We start from the raw sequence: 17,942 nt of genomic DNA on the forward strand, positions 1-17,942 counted from the left end.
CAAACATCAAGTCGAAAAAAACCTTCCCCGCTCAAGGCCTTTACCCGTGGCTCGGTTTTTCGACAAGCCTTTACCCGCTTTGTTTTTATTTACCCTACCGTCTTTGCGAGGTACGAAGCAATCCCGAAGCGATAGGTATTGAAACTACAGGTAGCACGGCGTTATATCGCTCGGCTTATCGCTTCATTACCGCTCAATTGCCGCGGAGGCTGTTACTTTTGTCTTGACACAAAAGTAACCAAAAAGTCAAGTCAGGCTGACCGCTTCCACTTCACAGGCCATACTCCCGGCCGCGCATCCTGACAGGCCTTTACCCGCTTTTATTTGCTTCTTCTTCCCACGTCGGACTATCATCCTGAGCTTATCGAAGGAAAGCTACAGGTGTTCGTTCGCAACAGGAGTGCAACAGTTTTGCAACAACCGAACACTTTGTTGGTGATTAGTGGATTGGTGAATAGAGATTAGTTTGGTAGCGACAAAACTAATCTCTATTTACTAATCTCCAATCAACTAATGGGAGATGCAATTGTCGATTTCTATTAATAAACTAAGTCTTAAAAGAGATTGTTTCTACTGTGTTAGCGGCATATTTTATTTTCTATTTAGGCCGTTGCCCTTATACTGTGGAGTTGCGGTCATGCTAAGTACTGCCTTGTCCTTATCTGCATCCAACAACAAAAATTGCGGATTTTGAGCGGTATAAGGTTTCCAGGTACTTTCCAGTTTACCATTAGGGTTGCCTGACTTAGCAAAATTTGTCCAGAAGTCAACCATTTTCTTACTTAAATCTTCGTCGCCGGCTGTATTGGGGCGCCAGCTGTGGCGTAGCGAATGGAAAATGTACCAGAGGTCGGCAGAGTGGAAAGCGCCACTTGCATCGCCCGGAAGCTGACGCTGAAATAGATAAGCATATGTTGGCTTTGTGCTCTGGCTTGCACGCAATGCAGCAAAATCGCTAATTGGCTTGGTCATGTCACTTAGGTCATTAGCTGTATAACCAATCATATATGGGATATCTGGTATCTCTCTGGCCATTGCAGCTTCCGAAAAAGTTTTCTTTAAGAAGTAGTTGTCGATAATCGGGCTCCAGGTCAAACGCATTTTGGTAGCTTCAGTGTATTTTTGAGACATTTGGAGCAGTTCGTCAAAAGATAGGGATCTCATTTCGGTTAGCGTTTTTTTACCGAAGTAATCCATCATTCTTTTGTTTTGTAGTTGCGCAGTGTCTAAAGAAAGTCCTGGCCTGCCATTTGTATTAAGTCCGCCACCGCTCATGCTAATGGCTTTACTTATCATGCTTTTAGACACAGGAGAAGCACATAAAGATTGTACGCTACCGGCACCGGCGCTCTGTCCGAAAATGGTGATATTTTTAGGATCACCACCAAATTGTTCAATGTTTTTATACACCCATTTCACGGCTGCTGCCTGATCCATCAAGCCATAATTGCCTGATACTTTGTTCGGGCTTTCAGCCGACAAAAGCGGGTGAGAGAAAAAGCCCATCACTCCAAGACGGTAAGTAACAGATACCAGAATTACGCCGCGAGAAGCCCAATCTTCACCTCCGTCCATTTCAGGTTCGAAAGCAAATCCTTCGCGGTAGCCGCCACCGTGAATCCACACAGCAACCGGAAGTTTTTTAGTTTTTTCGCCAGCTGCCGGTGTCCATACATTCAGATAAAGGCAATCTTCCTTAAACGGAGCACTGCCGCTGGCACGCCATTCTTTACCATAAAAACTGTTCGGATCCCAGGCAACCTGCATAGCTGCTGCTCCGTATTTGTCAGCTGTTTTTACGCCTTTCCAGGGCAATACAGGCTGAGGTTCTCTCCAACGCAGGTTGCCTACAGGCGGAGCTGCAAATGGAATTCCTTTGTAGGCAATAATTCCTTTAGTGGGGGTTGCAACTCCTTTAATTTGTCCTCCCTCAACGGTAAGTACCGGATTGGTGTCTTTTCCACTCCAGGAGGCAAAAAAACCTGCAAGAGCTAGGAACAGAAACGGGATAAATAATTTCTTCATACAAGTAATTGGTTTTTTGGATGGTTAGTTAAAAGTGGTTTGATTTATAAAGAAATAAAATGCAATTTAATCAGAAAAACTCATTAAGCAAGTTGTTGTAAGGGATATAAACCTACCAGTTGTTAGCATTAAAAAATCGTTTCACCCGTCTCATTTTCGTTTCACTCTAAAATGTTATTCTTTTGAAGATCAGCGTCTTGAGCCAATAATCGTCTCGCATCGTCTCACATACACTGTGAGACGATGGAACTCCTTAATATAAAATTCACATACAACAAAAAAAGGGCTTCCCGAAACCGGAAAGCCCTTTTCATAATATAGATCTAAAACTATTGCAGCTTAAAGTTCCACTTAGAATTATCACTGTTGAAATCAAATTTAGCCAAAGCCGGTGTACCGTCACCAACCGATACCAGTGCAAGTTTTTCTTTGCTGTTAGGCACTTCTTTAGGCATGATACGATAGGTGCCATCGGTTAACTGGTCAATGCGCCATAACTGCTCAGGCGCGCCGGTAAACTTGGGTACGCTTACTACATCAAGGTTAGCGGTTGCGGCCAATGCTCTGTCTGTTCCGGCAATTACAATTTTATAGTAGGGTCCGCCAATGTAACCGCTTGAATCAGGTGCGGGGCTAATGCTCCATTTTTGATGCGGGCGACCCATATAATCGCTTATCCTGATTTTGATATCGCCTTCGGGCCAGTTTTTGTTCACGTCAGCAACCTGCTGCACCGGAACCGGTTTTACCGGGCCTGTAGCAGCATTACGGTTACCGCCAAAGCCCATACCGCCACCGCGTGGCATATCAACAGGGTCAACAGCCAGTTCCAGGCCGTAACCTCTGCGTTCAGATTGTATAAGGTAGTTACCTGCTTTAACATTCTCGCCTGCTGTAGGCCAGCCGTTTTTCCAAACTATTGGTAAAATGCCTAAAACGCTTGCACCACCCTGGTTAAGGTCAGCCTCCCAGTGAAACGACATTTTTTCAACCCCATTCTCCAAAACCATACGACCGAAGTGACCCGGAGCAATTAGAGTCTCGTTAGTGGTTGCAGCAACTACTTTACCACCGCCTTCCAGCATGCTTCTGCCCACATTGTCAATAAACGGACCGCTAACGCTTTTTGAGCGACCAATAACAATGTTGTAAGTTGAGTTAGGGCCTGCACAGCAGGTACCGTGTGTGCCTAAAAGGTAGTACCATCCATCGTGGTAGATCATATCGGCAGCTTCGCAAACAATGGCTACGTTAATGGGCTTGTTGCCTGCAACGCGCTTGCCTGTTTTAGGGTCAAGCTCCACCTGGCGGATGTAGCCAAAATAGGTGCCATAAACCAGGTATAACCTGTTGGTAGTTGGGTCAAGAAATAAACCCGGGTCAATAGCGTCATTTTCCTCGTAACCGTCAGAAGTAGCTACCACTACCGGTTCAGAGTATTTAAAGTCTGGCGATTTTGGGTCCATGGTATTGTTCCACATAGTGTAGATAGCACCTTTATGGTCGCCACCACCACCGGTTGCTCCGTAAGCTATAAGAAAGCGGTTGCCAATTTTCATGGCATCGGGCGCAGCACCGCCACCCGGGCGCACCGCGCCGCCGGTCCATTTCCAACCATCTTCAGACATGATGCCACCGCCGCCTGTGCCAAAGGTGTAGTATTTGCCCTTATCTTCAACTATGGTTGATGGGTCGTGTATGTTGGGCCTGCCTACTTGTGCTGTTAACGTTTGAGTAATTGATGCTACTAATATGGCAGTAAGACCTATTATTTTATTTTTTTTCATTATAAATCTGTTCAGATAGTTTGATACCTTAAATGGATTAACAAATTCTTATTCGTAACTAAGGGTGTAATTTTTAACCGGCTGCCCTTTTTCATCAATAAAGCGCGCTACAAAATTACACATGCCTTGTCCGTTCAAAATTGCAGCACGAACGATGTTTTTGCCTTTTTTCAATGTTAAAAGCGGAGATACAACGTTGTCAACAATAATGTCTTTATCGCCCGGAATGGTCAACACCTGCTCACCATTTAACCAAAACGCGCCACCCGAGTTAACCCCTGCAGCCAAACGAACATTTTTAATATCCTCGGTACAGTTAATTACAGTTACTAACCAAAACAGCACACCGGCTTTAGGTTTATTTGTAGCATAGCTAAAGTGATATAAATTGAAGTTAAAAGCTTTGCTGTCGAGCGCGTGCCACTGTAATTCCTGCCCGGCTATAGTTACGGTTGAATTGTTTTTGGGAACAGCGTTAAAATCCTGCGAAAAGTTCTCGGTTGAAAAAGTGGTTTTAAGATAGCTTTCAGTAATGCTACTATTGCCACGAAGATTCTTTTTTACCGGATCTAAAACCAGCCAGCGCTGAATAAAACCTTTTGCGTCAGGGGCTTTTTTAACCGGAGTAGATGGAGTAAAGTGTTTGGTAATGCTGTGGGTTGTATCTTCCGCTAAAGGGATGGGAGGAAGGTTTGACCTGCGTGGCGCGCCACCCGGTCCGCCTGGTCCACCGGGGCCTCCGGCACCAGGACCGCCAGCGCCAGGGCCACCCTGACCCGGGCCTTGGGCAAATGCATTCACGGCACTCAATTGCAATCCCAGTAAAACTACAAAAGCTATAGCCGGCAAAAAGTGTTTGTGTTTTTTGTTCATAATGGATTTTAGTATAAAGGTTGTTGTTTTATTCACGAAATCGATTAAGCAAACGTACAAAATGAGGCCCTAAAAAAGACCTCTGCTTCGGGTTTGTTACGCTTAATATACACAAGTAACAACTTTGTTATTTACTGGGGTGGTAATAAAACGCAATGGGGCGGTATGTAATGCGATAAGGAAATGTAATAGCCGGATGTATGCTATTCCATAGTGATTAGTTTTTTGCTAAAGCCTGTAAGGTTAAGCCAATTTGCCTACCCTCCGAACTGTTTTTGGCGGCACTCCCCAATTTGTTGTACAACATCAGGTAGGGCATAGGGTCGCGTTTATAATCCATATTGCTGATAATGTGAGGGATAATAATATTGTCAGGATATTTTTTGATGAACATATCCATAGCTGCTATATGTAACCCGTACTCGCGTCGTCGTCCGGATTCAACGCGTTCCAGTATAAAATTGAATTCTTTATCTGTTAACTGATCACTTTTGGAGTTTTTCATTTTAGCTACCCAAATGGCGTTCTCCCGTCTTATTTTTTGGCCCATCTCATTCTCCATATTATAATAGGCGGTCAGTTCTTGCTGCATTATCGATTGGGTTTGTATTTTCACATAGCGATCTTCTTCTTTTGGCACCTCAATGTTGTATTTACCCGGTTCCAGATAAATTTCAAAATCGCGCGGATGGTTTCCTTCCTGTACCGACAATGTGTAATAACCATTTGCCGGTAGCATTAGTTGTTTTGCAGTAAACTTTCCGCCTTTAATAACCTGGTTAAGTAATGATGTTCCAACGGCATCTTGTATAGTAACAATGCCACCATCTGCTCCGGATGCTACACCTTCAATTTCAATGTTATTTGATTTGCAGCTGCAAAATAACAGCGCAATTATCATCAGGCTTAAATATCTCATGTAAGGTTAGTGTTGGTGCTACTAAGCTAATAGTTTAGCCGTTATTTTCAAAGCGCTAAGTTTTTTAAACAAGTATTTAGTATAACTTTTCCCTATCTGATATAGAATTAATTGATTTTGATTTGAGGCGGAAGCCATCTAACTTTATAAAAATAGCGGCGTGGTCGTTATATAGTATCTGAGCAAACCTGTTAAACTTATTTTATGGAAAACAATTCAAACGACATCAGCAAATGCCCTTTTCACAACGGCACCATGAAACAAAATGTTGCCGGCGGCGGAACAAAAAATCATGATTGGTGGCCTAAGCAACTTAAAGTTAATATCCTGCGTCAGCATTCTTCTCTTTCAGATCCTATGGATAAGGATTTTAATTATGCTGAAGCATTTAATAGTTTAGACCTTGAAGCATTAAAAAAAGACTTGCATGCCTTAATGACCGACTCGCAAGATTGGTGGCCTGCAGATTTTGGTCATTACGGTGGTTTGTTCATCCGTATGGCCTGGCATAGTGCAGGCACTTACCGTGTGCAAGATGGTAGAGGTGGAGCAGGCGAGGGGCAGCAGCGGTTCGCACCGTTGAATAGTTGGCCCGACAATGTTAGCTTAGATAAAGCCCGCAGATTACTTTGGCCTATCAAACAAAAATATGGTAAAAAGATTTCATGGGCTGATCTGTTGATCCTCACAGGAAACGTGGCGTTGGAGTCAATGGGTTTTAAAACTTTTGGCTTTGCAGGCGGACGTGAGGACGTTTGGGAACCTAACCAGGATGTTTACTGGGGTTCAGAGACCACATGGCTGGGTGGCGACAAACGTTACGCGCATGGTTCAGACGGTGTTGAGGGTAGAGGAGTATTGGTATCTGACGATGACGCGGATGGCGATGTGCACTCCCGTAACCTTGAAAATCCGTTGGCTGCCGTACAAATGGGCTTGATCTATGTTAATCCGGAAGGACCTGATGGCAACCCCGACCCGGTTTTGGCCGCAAAAGATATACGCGACACTTTTGGTAGAATGGCTATGAATGACGAGGAAACGGTAGCGCTAATTGCGGGCGGACACACCTTTGGTAAAACGCATGGTGCTGCCACAGCCGACCATGTAGGTAAAGAACCGGAAGCTGCGGATCTGGAACTACAAGGATTTGGCTGGCACAATACCTATGGCAGTGGCAAAGGCCCCGATACCATTACCAGTGGTTTGGAAGTTACCTGGACGAAAACGCCAACGCAATGGAGCAATAACTTTTTTGAGAACCTTTTGGGTTTTGAATGGCAACTGAGCAAAAGTCCGGGTGGCGCGCATCAATGGGTGGCGAAAAATGCCGAGGCTATCATACCGGATGCTTATGATAGTTCAAAAAAACACTTGCCAACCATGTTAACCACAGATCTGGCTTTGCGATTTGATCCGGCATATGAGAAAATATCACGCCGCTTTCTGGAAAATCCGGATCAGTTTGCCGACGCCTTTGCCCGTGCATGGTTTAAATTAACGCACCGCGATATGGGACCGAAAGAACGCTATTTAGGTCCGGATGTGCCACAGGAAGAACTGCTTTGGCAAGACCCTATACCAGCGGTTGACCATGAATTAATAAACGATGCGGATGTAGCTGCTTTAAAAGATAAGATACTGTCATCCGGCCTTAGTGTAGCTGAGCTGGTCTCAACCGCATGGGCATCGGCTTCAACTTTCCGTGGTTCGGATAAAAGGGGAGGCGCTAACGGAGCGCGTATACGCCTGGCACCGCAGCGTTACTGGCAGGTAAATAATCCGGTGCAATTACAAAAGGTATTAGACGTGTTGGCGCAGATACAAAACGACTTCAACGCCAGCGGTAAAAAAGTTTCTTTAGCAGATCTGATCGTTCTGGCAGGATGCGCAGCTGTTGAAAAGGCTGCTAAAGATGCAGGAAAAGATGTGAAAGTGCCGTTTACGCCCGGAAGGATGGATGCATCACAGGAGAAAACCGATGTGGAATCTTTCGGTTATTTGGAGCCAATTGCTGATGGTTTCCGCAATTATCGTAAATCAAAAACTTCCGTTTCAACTGAAGAATTACTGATTGATAAAGCGCATTTACTAACTTTAACTGCTCCCGAACTGACTGTTTTAATAGGAGGGCTGCGCGTGTTAGGCGCTAATTACGATGGTTCAAAACATGGCGTGTTCACCAATAGCCCAGGTCTGTTAACTAACGATTACTTTGTGAATTTACTGGATATGGGCACAGCGTGGAAAGCTACATCGCCAGACAGAGAAACATATGAAGGAACAGACCGCGCTACCGGCCAGGCAAAATGGACGGGTACCCGTGCCGATCTGGTATTTGGCTCAAATGCCGAACTGCGTGCCATTGCCGAAGTTTATGCGAGTTCCGATGCGCATGATAAGTTTATAAAAGACTTTGTTGCCGCTTGGAACAAGGTAATGAATCTGGACAGGTTTGATTTAAAGAAGTAAGTTCGATCAATAGCGATGGGTGTTAAATCCCATCGCTATTTTTTTAAACTTTTAACATTCCTCTAAAACCCCTGGCAGCATAGTAAGATTCAGCGCCGTTATGGTAAGTGAACACGGTGTCATACCTGCGGTCGCAAAAAATGGAACCGCCTAATTTACGTATGTTATCGGGGGTTTTTACCCAGCTGGATGTTTTGAGATCGAATTTACCTAAAGTTTGCAGGTGCCGATACTGGTCTTCATTTAATAATTCAATACCAATTTCATTGGCCATATCAACAGCGCTGCTGGCAGGTTTGTATTCTTTACGGAAATTTAATGCCTCCCTGTCATAGCACAAACTACGGCGTCCTTTTGGACTTTCAGCAGCACAATCAACAAAAATTAAGTCAGAAGATACTTCATCAAACTTTACTACATCCGGCTCGCCACCTGTTACTTCCATTTCGTTCAATACCCACAGCATTTCAGGACTGGCTTGCAGCTTTTGTTCAACCTCAGGCCAACTCATGCCGTCATGACGTTCGTTGTGCTTTTCAAATCGCACTCTCAATATTTTGATCAATTCTGCGCTTTGGGGCGGGGTAAGTGTTTTTGTCTTATCCATTGTATTTTATTGTTTAGATGCTGCAAGTGTTTTAGCCAGTTGCATAGCTTTTGCCATGTCGGCAATGCCATAGCCTAAAGGTATAGCTGGTTGATCAGCTATACTTCCCGACTTTCTAATTACGTCGATAATATCTTTGTTAGTAAGTTTAGGATAGGCCTGCCACAAGCAGGCAGCCAAGCCGCAAATAATAGGGCTTGAATATGATGTTCCGTTGCGTGCCTCGCTAATGCCACTTGTGTTAATTACACTTGCACCTCCACCCATAGCTAATACGTCTGGTTTTATTCTTCCGTCAGCAGTCATTCCCCATGCTGTAAATTCATCTAAATTTAGCTTAACGTTTACCGACCCAACGGTTAGTACATTTGGTGAATCGGCCGGTGTGCCAACCCATCTTCGGTTATTGCCCGCGCAGTTTACAATTAAAATGCCCTTGGCAGCCGCCACATTTGCACCCCGTGAAGCAAATGCCGTTTTTCCGTCCATATCTTCCGATTTGTATCTTGCTGATACCAGGGAATACTCATCAGTGTAACTCAATGAAGAGTTAATAATATCAACCCCCACACTATCAGCATACTCGGCAGCACTTACCCAATAGTCTTCTTCAACAGGGTATTCTGTTGACTCGTCTTCCGTTCTAAATAGCCAATAGTTAGCTTCAGGTGCAGTGCCTACATATTTGCCGGGCATATTTACCGCCATGCATGATGTTACCCAAATGCCGTGGCTATCAATAGCGTAAGGGTCGTCATTTTCATAAACAAATGATTTTGCCCCTTTTATATTAACATTGCTAAATGCAGCATTAGTTTTTAAATTAACAAATCCTGCATCAATTACCGCTATGTCAATTCCCGCACCTTTAAAACCATTCTGATGAAGTACCTGACCGTTGTTTACAGTGATATTTTTTTCAGATGCACCGTATGATATGTTGTTGGTTCCTGTAGCATTGGTGCCAGTTTGAGGAATATCTGAATATTTTGTGTTTGATGGCGATGTTCTGTTTCCCACCCATACTAACACTACGTCTTTAACAAATGGTAACGCTTTGTATTTATCTATCAAAAACTCGTCTGAGCAATTAACCACAACAGTATTAAGCCATTTGCTTTTAGCTACAATAGTTCCGCCTGTTTGTTCAATCGCTTTGATGTATTCCGTAGATATCGGCAGGTCACTTGCATCAATAGGAATATGATATTTAACACGCCTTTGTATGGCCCTTGCAGATAAAAAGGCGTCAGGTTGATTGAGTGATAGATTTGTAGTGCCCTTGTCTTTTAATATTATCCGATATTTATAGTCATTTGCGTCAGTAACTAAAACCTTGCATTTTGCACTTCCTTTTCCGTTAACAAGGGTAGCTGTTACAAAGGTTTCGCCCGCACCTTCCGCCCATACAATCCCCTCGTTGGTTACGCGAGCAATACGAGGATTGTCTGATAGCCAGGTTATTTCAGAAGATTCGCCATCCGGTAAATTTTCAATGTTTACAGTTAAACGCTTGCCTAAATATGCCTGGTCTTTTTTAAGCGTTACAGCCGTTGGCGTAATTGTTATAGAAACAGGCTTTTGAACAGTTTGAGGCTCTTTTTTACAAGCGTCGAAAAACAAGCAAGCCACAGAGCAAAAAAGGTAGAATAGAAATTTGTGTTTCATGATAGATATTGCTCGCAAAGATATTGTATTCACCTATTGTTTTTATTCACCTATATTGATAGCGATTTTGCGTTAATTAATTTCCTTTCAGGTGGTCGTGAGCACCATGATATAATAGTTAAAACAATTAATAGTGTTGAACCGAACATGGTTATAACTCCGTCGGCAACTACCAGATGCGAAACTACCGCACCACTCATGGCAAAAAAGAAACTAGCATATGCCCACTCTTTCAGCAAGGTAAATTTCGGTAACAGCACGGTTATCACGCCGGCAATTTTCCAAACACCTAACACAATTAAGAGATAACGGGGGTAGCCCAGATGCGCCATCATAGCGGTTTCATCTTTGGTTTCCAGCAATTGCACTATAGCTGTTGAGGTCATACCGAGTGCAAGCCATAATGTGACTACCCAATAAATAATTTTGTTTCTTTTGTTCATAATGCCTTACTTAAGTTGCATTACAATTTCCTCCAAACGGTTATGCGCCATATTAAGGCCTTGTTTAAACGGCATCTGCAACATGCGGTCGCGGTGTTCATTTGATCGGTAGATGGTGTGAATGGTAAGTTTAGAGGTATCGTCTGTTAATTTTTCAAAATCCAAAAACTCCAATTGTACATCAAATGGCATATTTTCAAATTCAAATGTGCGCGTTATTTTGGTGCCGGCTATAAACTCATGTATGGAACCATTAAAGCGATACTTGTTGCCTTTTGGGTCGGTGGTTTCAAATTGGAAGCCTCCATGTTTTTCATTATCCAGCTTTAAAACTTTGGTGCCCATCCATTGCTCTAAAATTTCAGCATCGGTATAAGCCCTGAACAGCAATTCAACGGGCAGGTCAAACTCGCGCGTAATGCTGAGGTCGTTTCGGCCATTTTCTGCATTAATTTTTGTTTTGAGTTCCATATAAGGTTTATTTTTTGTTTTGCTGATAGGTTTTCATAATAGCTTCCAGTTTGTTGAAACGGTCATCCCATATCTGGCGGAAAGGCTCAATAAAGTCTGCCACGTCTTTCATTTTTTTAGCATTGATGTGGTAATGTACCTCCCGCCCGCTTTGCGTTTGGGCAAGTAATTCGCATTCGGTAAGTATCTGTAAATGTTTGGAAATGGTTGGCCGGGCTGTATCAAAGTTAGCAGCTATCGCGCCTGCCGTCATACTTTGCGATGCCAACAATAAGAGTATGGCCCTGCGGGTAGGGTCGGCTATGGCCTGGAATACATCACGTCGTAAATTCATTGTGTAGCTATTTGGCTACAAATATATATGTAGTTATTTAACTACGAAAATTTATTTGAATGCTATTGAAGTTGGGCGCTATCCTTATTGTATTTACTGCGATAAACCAATGGGGACACCCCCGTGAATCGTCTGAACACTTCTCGGAAAGCTTTCAGATCAGAATAGCCAACTTCGTACATCACTTCGTTGATAGATTTACGTGTGGTTTCAAAAGCCTTTTTTGCCGATTCAACTTTAACACGCTGGGCGTACTCAATAGGGGTGTTACCGGTTGCCTTTATAAACCGACGATCAAAGTTTCTGCGGCCAATGGCAAATTTGGCTGAAAGGGTTTCCACAGATATTTTTTCGCTCAGCTGACTCTCAATATAAGCCTGCGCTTCGCGTACCATTTCGTCACTGTGTTGCTTTTGCCCCTCAAAAATAATAAAGCCCGATTGCCTATGACGGTCAATCTCTATCTGAAAGATCTTTGAGCAGTAGATAGCCGTATGGCGGTCAAAATATTTTTCTACAATGTATAACACCAGATTCAAAAAAGAGTAAGCCCCGCCATTGGTGTAAATACCATGTTCATCTGTTATCAATTCATCAGTTTGCAGGTTTACATTTGGGAACTGAGTTCTGAACTTGTTAGCGAAATTCCAATGGGTTGAACAATTACGCCCATCAAGCAGTCCTGTTGAGGCCAGCATAAAGGCTGCGCTGCACATGCTGGCTATTTCGGCTCCGTTTTTATATTGTTTTTCTATCCATTGCAACAGCGCCACGTTTTCCGGAGCTGACCTATCAAATGAAGATGGTAAAGATGGTATAATGATCAGGTTGGTTTTGCTCAGATCTGTGACAAAGGAATGGGTTTTTACAGTAAACAGGCCATTTGCCAAGGCGGTCCGTGGGGTAGTGCCAGCTATTTCAATGTTAAACAGCTGCCTGCCTTGGCTTTGCTTACAATAAGTGTTAGCCCTGGTTAAAATTTCGTATGCACCGGCTATGCAGGCAACAGTACCAAGGGTAGTAGCGCATGATGGAGCGAGTATAGTGATGTGTTTCATTGCTTTATTACAAATATAATAAAATGAAAGTGTCCAAATCAACCCATAATAATGTCTATTTTGACCTATCCTGCGGGTTGCTTACGACGTTAAATTTGTGATAAAACCAACATTCATATGAAATTTAAAATTATTGCAATAGCACTGTGCATGCTATTTGGTGGCCAGTTAGCCAAAGCTCAGGTTAAAGTAACAGAGATTGTAAAAGAGTGGGAGCGATCAAAAGCTTATACAAAAGAGTATTTAGACGCTATGCCCGAAACCGGTTACAGTTTAAAGCCCACTTCTCAAATGCGTTCATTTGCCGAGCAAATGTTGCACATTGCTGATGCTAATTATGGTTTGGCTTCTTCAGCTCTGAATGTTAAGAGCCCGGTGGAGTTAGGATCATTGGAGAAAAGTACCGATAAATCGAAATCGAACGTAATCCGGCTGGTGATGAATAGTTATGATTACATTATATCAAGCATTAATAAAATGACGGATGCCCAGTTAAATGAACCTGTAAAAATGATTGGCAGCTTTGACATGGATAAACGTACGGGACTGGCTAAAACTTTGGAACACCAGGCCCATCATCGCGGTCAGACAACGGTGTATTTGAGATTAGCAGGCGTAACTCCTCCGCAGGAGAAACTTTTTTAAACTAATTTACAATACCAACTATGGACACAAACGATTTTACAACCGCTATAACAGTCGACCAAAGTCCTGAACAGGTTTTTGATGCGGTTATTTCACCACAACAATGGTGGTCGGGCCAATTTGAGGGCAGTACTAAACAGCTTAATGATGAGTTTACCTATCGTTATAAAGATATGCACTATTCCAAACAATGCGTAACTGAGTTTATGCCTAATAAAAAAGTGGTTTGGCAGGTTACAGACAGTAATCTTAGTTTTTTAGAAGATAAGCATGAATGGACAGGCTCTAAAATAGTGTTTGAAATAAGCCACGTGGGCGATAAAACACAGCTTAAATTCACACACTATGGTATAAGCCCGGCAGTTGAATGTTACGATGCCTGTTCAAACGCCTGGAGTCAGTTAATTCAACAGAGCCTTTATGGTTTTATCACTACCGGAAAAACGGAGAAGCCGGAATTAGCTTAATACAAAATACACCTTACCCATATATCATTAAATGTAAAAGGTTGCCGTACAAATTGTATCGGCAACCTTGCTGATCGGGGTTATTTGAGTAACTACAAAATGTAAAACATTACATTGGCTTGTTGTACATTCTGCTCGTTGCTTTTTTCATATTCATCGTGCATCAATTGGTGCAGGTCGCGGTCAATCTTCTTGCTGATAGCTGTCATGGGTGTATCGGTAGGTTTATTCTCGAATGGGTCTTGCAGGTGTATGGCCATTTTCTCAATTAAAAAGAATGATGCTGAAATAGCAACTACTAATGGTATTTGAAATATACCAACGTGCTCTATCAAACTGAAAGGCATCATCAAAGCAAACATAATTACCAATACGTGTATATACAGACTATACGTAACCGGGAACACGGTGTTTTTTATCCTTTCGCAAGCACCCATGGTATTGGAAAATCTGGTGAGCGTTTCATCAAGCGCTACCTGCTGATATTGATTGATCCAGCCAAGCTTTAAAAGCAACCTTATGTCGTTACCATGTTGTTCAAGCAAGGCCATAGGTGTATTATCTAAAGTCATAACTGCCCGTTTTTCTTCTTCAGCTATCAGTCCATTAAGCGGTTCACAAGTATTTTGGCCACGTAAATGGTTAGTGAGCGCATAACACCAGGCAATCTGGCGTTTTATAATGCGTTCACGCAGAGGTGATCTGTCTTCGTTCTGATAAGTGTCGTTATCTACAAATGTTAATATCTGCCTTGCCAGCGAGCGAGAGTCGTTTACAATGGCTCCCCATATGGTGCGTGCTTCCCACCAACGGTCATAGGCCTGGTTGGAGCGAAAGGCAAGTAATAATGATATAATGGTACCCAAAATTGCCGGTATGGCAATAGGTATTGATACGCCTGGGAAATTATATGCAGTGTGTGCAATATATACAAGGCTTGAATAAGCAGCCAGTAATGCCATCTCCATTTTAATTTTTCCCATAACGTAGCTAAACGGAATATTTCTCTTTAATAGCATAGCGTTTTATTTTACTTGTTAAGCATATTGTTCAGTGAGATTTTGCTCCTGAACATCTTCTGTTTGTGTATGTTGCTGTGAAGCCGCCTGTGGTTTTTCTAATTGCAACGCGTTAATTCTGGTTATTTTACCTGCACAGCGTTTAATCATACTGTCTGGATCAACACTGGCTTTGTTCAGCTTTTTGTAATGGTAACCCGGTATCTGTAAAACAGCATCAATGTTGTTAGCTTCTAAGAAGTTAAGGAATACAACAGAAGTGTTACCATAGAAGAATTCAAGCCGTATATTTTTTAGCTGACCATCATGTTCATTTCTTAGATCAAGGCAAGTCTGATAAAATTCTTCAGGTATGTGTCTGTACTCGGCCGATCGGCGCGATAGCATCATCAATTCACGCTCGCAGTCGGTAATGCTCATCATGTGTACCATTACCACCTCTACTGCTTCAGGATGGAATTTGTCTAACAGATGAGGTATATATTCAAGCGACTGAATGCGATAATCTGTAGGAATTAGTACTGTTTTCATTATTAATGAGTTTTATGTAAGCACTATTGCTATTTACAATGGTACTACACACTCATTAGGAAGTGTTAAGAGACTTGTTAAAATCTAATTAGAGTTATCGGCTTGCTCCAAGGGAAGAGATACCATTATCTCTGTACCTGTGTTTATCTCGCTGCGTATGCCAATGGTGCCATTATGCAAGCGGATAATGTTTAAGGTTAATGGCAAGCCAACACCATGCCCATTGTATTGATGCGTATTTGAGGCCCGGAAAAAGGGTTCAAATATATGTTGTACTTCTGTTGCAGGTATGCCGATACCCTGATCGGTAACAGAAAAAACTATGCTGTTATTTTGAAGAAACAGTTTAACGTTAACTAAGGCATTTTTCGAGTATTTACAGCCGTTGCTGATGATATTACTGGCAGCCAAATGAAGCAGATTAACATTGCCCAATACATGCAAGCTGTCAGCATCAGCAGGAAGCGCAGAAAAATCGATCTGGATATTACTTTCGGGCATTATTTTTTTCACCGACTCAACAGCTGTTAGCACTAACTCATCCATACGTATCCGTTGCCAGTTTTGCTTTTTGCCGTCAAAACCCGTTTGCGCAAGCGATAACAAACTGTTCAGCATCTGTATCAGTTTGGTTGTCTCGTCGTGAATTACCGTTAATGCTTCATGATGTTTGTCGTTGCTTGTGCTATTGTTAAGCGCCAGCTCCAGTTCGCTGTTAATTACGGTGAGCGGCGTACGTAGCTCGTGCGATGCATTGCTTACAAAGTTGTTCTGGGTTTCAAAAGCTGTTTCCAGCCGGTTAAGCATGTTATTGAAAGTGTGGGCCAGTTCGCCTATTTCGTCTTTGCCGTCGGGCTCATCAAGCCGTAAGTGCAGGTTGTCGGATGTTATATTGTTGACGCTATGAATGATCTTACGCACAGGAGCGAAGGTATAGTTGGAAAAAGCCCTCCCAACAAAAAACACAATGATCAGCGCGCCAAAAAAGCCTATCAGCAATATTTTCTGAAGCTCGTTTATTTCGTTTAAACCGTATGCGTTGAGGGCAGTGGCTATAACAATGTAGCGGTCTGCTCCAATTTCAAATATTTTGCCGGCAAAAAACTTGTTGCCTTTACGGTAGGTAGAGCTTTTTAGGTTGATGATATCTCTAAAAAATGCTTCAGGCACGCCCGGGTTTTTATAGTTGCCTTGTTTGTCCGCCTTAACAATATATTCCGTTTCACCGTCAAGCCTTTCCAGGTAGCGGTTCCGCACTTCAGCATATGCAGTTTTGTTTCCGCCCGGAAGTAAGTTTATTTCAGCGGTAATATTGGTGCGGGCTTCCAACCGCTTAAAAAAGTCGCGGTAATTGAACTGGTATTCAAAGTAAAGAATAAAAGCATTAAGGAGCAGCAAGATACCCGTTGACAGGCCAAGGAACAGCAGGGTTATTTTGCTGGTTATTTTCAATTTACTCTGCCTCCTTCAGCATGTAGCCCATACCAAAAACGGTTTGAATGTAATGCGTAAGATCCTCTTTATCTAATTTTTTACGCAGATAATTGATGTAAACGTCAACCACGTTGGTGCCCAGGTTAAAGTTTATATCCCAAACTGCTTCCAGTATTTGTATCCGCGATAAAACCTTCCTTGGGTTCTTCATAAAATACTCTATCAGCCGGTATTCGGTAGGAGACAGGTTAAGCTGTTTGCCACCGCGCGTTAAAACTTTTGCATCAGTGTCTAACTCCAGGTCGCTCCAGCTAAAAGTGGTGTTTTCAACTTTGGTGTCGTTGCCGCGCCTTCTTAAAAGCGTTTTAAGACGGGCCGCCAGTTCGGCTATTTTAAAAGGTTTTACCAAATAATCGTCCGCACCGCTTTCTAAGCCCACTACAATATTTTCTGTTGAATCAAGTGCGGTAAGCATTAAAATGGGTGTCTTCTGGTCGGCAGTACGTATGCGTTTACATACTTGTATACCATCCATATTGGGTAGCATTACATCCAGTATAATAAGGTCAAACGGATAGCCTGTAGCCATTTGCAAACCCGTAAGCCCGTCATTAGCCACACTTATGTTGTTAAAACCATATTCGGCCAAACCCCGCTTTAATACCGATACCAAAGCCGGTTCATCTTCTACTAACAATACTGACATGCAACTAATAGATAGTTAGTTTAAACACTTCACCAACATCAAACCTGCAAATGCAAATAAGCAATATTGGCTGCAAAGAGGCTAAAAGTAATAAAATATTGCTGCTTTAAAATTCTATGATGGCCACCAATTGAATTAAATCTTTACTACATAAGCTTTTAATTCGGCCATTTTGCCGTCTTTAAAGCGCCAAACATCACAGTAAGCGTAATCTGTCATGTGGCCTTCTGCATCTTTTAAACTGATATGCCCAATGGCGGTAACAAAGTCGCCTTCAGCTATCATACATTCGGTTGAGAATTTCGGCTCAATATATGTTTGCTTCATGTAAGCTCTCACAGCTTCTTTGCCCTCTAAAATTTGATCGCCCATAAAGTTCCACAATGTATCCTCTGTGCAGTATGCCAGATAGCCTTCATTGTCGCCTGCAGATACCGCTGCATTTGCTTTTTCCAGTATAGATTTATTGTCTGTATGCATCAT

General features: G+C 42.6%; 18 protein-coding genes. 3 read left to right on the forward strand and 15 right to left on the reverse strand.

The window, feature by feature from the left end:
• Positions 1 to 591: 591 nt before the first annotated feature.
• From CLV57_RS07460 to CLV57_RS07475, 4 genes are all read right to left on the reverse strand, one after another.
• Positions 592 to 2,025, reverse strand: coding sequence for a carboxylesterase/lipase family protein (locus CLV57_RS07460; protein ID WP_100340685.1), 1,434 nt, complete (start codon positions 2,023 to 2,025; stop codon positions 592 to 594).
• A gap of 329 nt (positions 2,026 to 2,354) precedes the next feature.
• A complete protein-coding gene (locus CLV57_RS07465) occupies positions 2,355 to 3,812 on the reverse strand; it encodes a family 43 glycosylhydrolase (protein WP_100340686.1) in 1,458 nt (485 codons plus the stop codon).
• A 48-nt stretch (positions 3,813 to 3,860) separates the two neighbouring features.
• Positions 3,861 to 4,685 (reverse strand): acetylxylan esterase, encoded by an 825-nt coding sequence (locus CLV57_RS18340; RefSeq protein ID WP_157799094.1) that lies wholly within the window; start codon positions 4,683 to 4,685, stop codon positions 3,861 to 3,863.
• Between the two features lie 217 nt (positions 4,686 to 4,902).
• Entirely contained in the window at positions 4,903 to 5,604 is a 702-nt protein-coding gene (locus tag CLV57_RS07475) for a hypothetical protein (RefSeq protein ID WP_100340688.1), read from the reverse strand.
• 204 nt (positions 5,605 to 5,808) lie between these two features.
• On the opposite strand from CLV57_RS07475, the gene katG reads away from it, so the two are divergent.
• Positions 5,809 to 8,076 carry a catalase/peroxidase HPI gene (katG, locus tag CLV57_RS07480; protein ID WP_100340689.1) on the forward strand — a complete coding sequence of 756 codons (2,268 nt, stop codon included), beginning with the start codon at positions 5,809 to 5,811 and terminating at the stop codon, positions 8,074 to 8,076.
• A 43-nt stretch (positions 8,077 to 8,119) separates the two neighbouring features.
• Here the strand turns inward: katG and CLV57_RS07485 are convergent, their stop codons facing one another.
• The 6 genes from CLV57_RS07485 to CLV57_RS07510 form a co-directional block, all read right to left on the reverse strand.
• Complete coding sequence (locus CLV57_RS07485) at positions 8,120 to 8,683, reverse strand: DUF4256 domain-containing protein (protein WP_100340690.1); 564 nt, start codon at positions 8,681 to 8,683, stop codon at positions 8,120 to 8,122.
• A 6-nt stretch (positions 8,684 to 8,689) separates the two neighbouring features.
• A complete protein-coding gene (locus CLV57_RS07490; protein WP_100340691.1) occupies positions 8,690 to 10,351 on the reverse strand; it encodes a S8 family serine peptidase in 1,662 nt (553 codons plus the stop codon).
• A gap of 50 nt (positions 10,352 to 10,401) precedes the next feature.
• Positions 10,402 to 10,794 (reverse strand): DoxX family protein, encoded by a 393-nt coding sequence (locus CLV57_RS07495; RefSeq protein ID WP_100340692.1) that lies wholly within the window; start codon positions 10,792 to 10,794, stop codon positions 10,402 to 10,404.
• Between the two features lie 6 nt (positions 10,795 to 10,800).
• Positions 10,801 to 11,265 carry an SRPBCC family protein gene (locus CLV57_RS07500; protein WP_100340693.1) on the reverse strand — a complete coding sequence of 155 codons (465 nt, stop codon included), beginning with the start codon at positions 11,263 to 11,265 and terminating at the stop codon, positions 10,801 to 10,803.
• A 7-nt stretch (positions 11,266 to 11,272) separates the two neighbouring features.
• Positions 11,273 to 11,599, reverse strand: a complete 327-nt coding sequence (locus tag CLV57_RS07505; protein WP_100340694.1) for an ArsR/SmtB family transcription factor — start codon at positions 11,597 to 11,599, stop codon at positions 11,273 to 11,275.
• A 62-nt stretch (positions 11,600 to 11,661) separates the two neighbouring features.
• Positions 11,662 to 12,657 carry a GlxA family transcriptional regulator gene (locus CLV57_RS07510; RefSeq protein ID WP_100340695.1) on the reverse strand — a complete coding sequence of 332 codons (996 nt, stop codon included), beginning with the start codon at positions 12,655 to 12,657 and terminating at the stop codon, positions 11,662 to 11,664.
• A gap of 117 nt (positions 12,658 to 12,774) precedes the next feature.
• On the opposite strand from CLV57_RS07510, the gene CLV57_RS07515 reads away from it, so the two are divergent.
• Together CLV57_RS07515 and CLV57_RS07520 are read left to right on the forward strand one after the other, a co-directional pair.
• Positions 12,775 to 13,302 carry a DinB family protein gene (locus CLV57_RS07515; RefSeq protein ID WP_100340696.1) on the forward strand — a complete coding sequence of 176 codons (528 nt, stop codon included), beginning with the start codon at positions 12,775 to 12,777 and terminating at the stop codon, positions 13,300 to 13,302.
• Between the two features lie 20 nt (positions 13,303 to 13,322).
• Positions 13,323 to 13,769 carry an SRPBCC family protein gene (locus CLV57_RS07520; protein ID WP_100340697.1) on the forward strand — a complete coding sequence of 149 codons (447 nt, stop codon included), beginning with the start codon at positions 13,323 to 13,325 and terminating at the stop codon, positions 13,767 to 13,769.
• Between the two features lie 92 nt (positions 13,770 to 13,861).
• On the opposite strand, the gene CLV57_RS07525 is transcribed toward CLV57_RS07520, so the two are convergent.
• The 5 genes from CLV57_RS07525 to CLV57_RS07545 form a co-directional block, all read right to left on the reverse strand.
• Complete coding sequence (locus CLV57_RS07525) at positions 13,862 to 14,788, reverse strand: bestrophin family protein (RefSeq protein WP_100340698.1); 927 nt, start codon at positions 14,786 to 14,788, stop codon at positions 13,862 to 13,864.
• 18 nt (positions 14,789 to 14,806) lie between these two features.
• Positions 14,807 to 15,319, reverse strand: a complete 513-nt coding sequence (locus CLV57_RS07530; protein WP_100340699.1) for a hypothetical protein — start codon at positions 15,317 to 15,319, stop codon at positions 14,807 to 14,809.
• A gap of 84 nt (positions 15,320 to 15,403) precedes the next feature.
• The gene (locus CLV57_RS07535; protein WP_100340700.1) at positions 15,404 to 16,771 is read right to left on the reverse strand and encodes a sensor histidine kinase; all 1,368 of its coding nucleotides are present in this window, start codon (positions 16,769 to 16,771) and stop codon (positions 15,404 to 15,406) included.
• 1 nt (position 16,772) lies between these two features.
• Complete coding sequence (locus tag CLV57_RS07540; protein ID WP_100340701.1) at positions 16,773 to 17,459, reverse strand: response regulator transcription factor; 687 nt, start codon at positions 17,457 to 17,459, stop codon at positions 16,773 to 16,775.
• Positions 17,460 to 17,594: 135 nt separating this feature from the next.
• Positions 17,595 to 17,942, reverse strand: coding sequence for a nuclear transport factor 2 family protein (locus CLV57_RS07545; RefSeq protein ID WP_245856897.1), 348 nt, complete (start codon positions 17,940 to 17,942; stop codon positions 17,595 to 17,597).

The sequence above is a fragment of the Mucilaginibacter auburnensis genome (assembly GCF_002797815.1).
In the GTDB taxonomy this organism is placed as follows: domain Bacteria; phylum Bacteroidota; class Bacteroidia; order Sphingobacteriales; family Sphingobacteriaceae; genus Mucilaginibacter; species Mucilaginibacter auburnensis.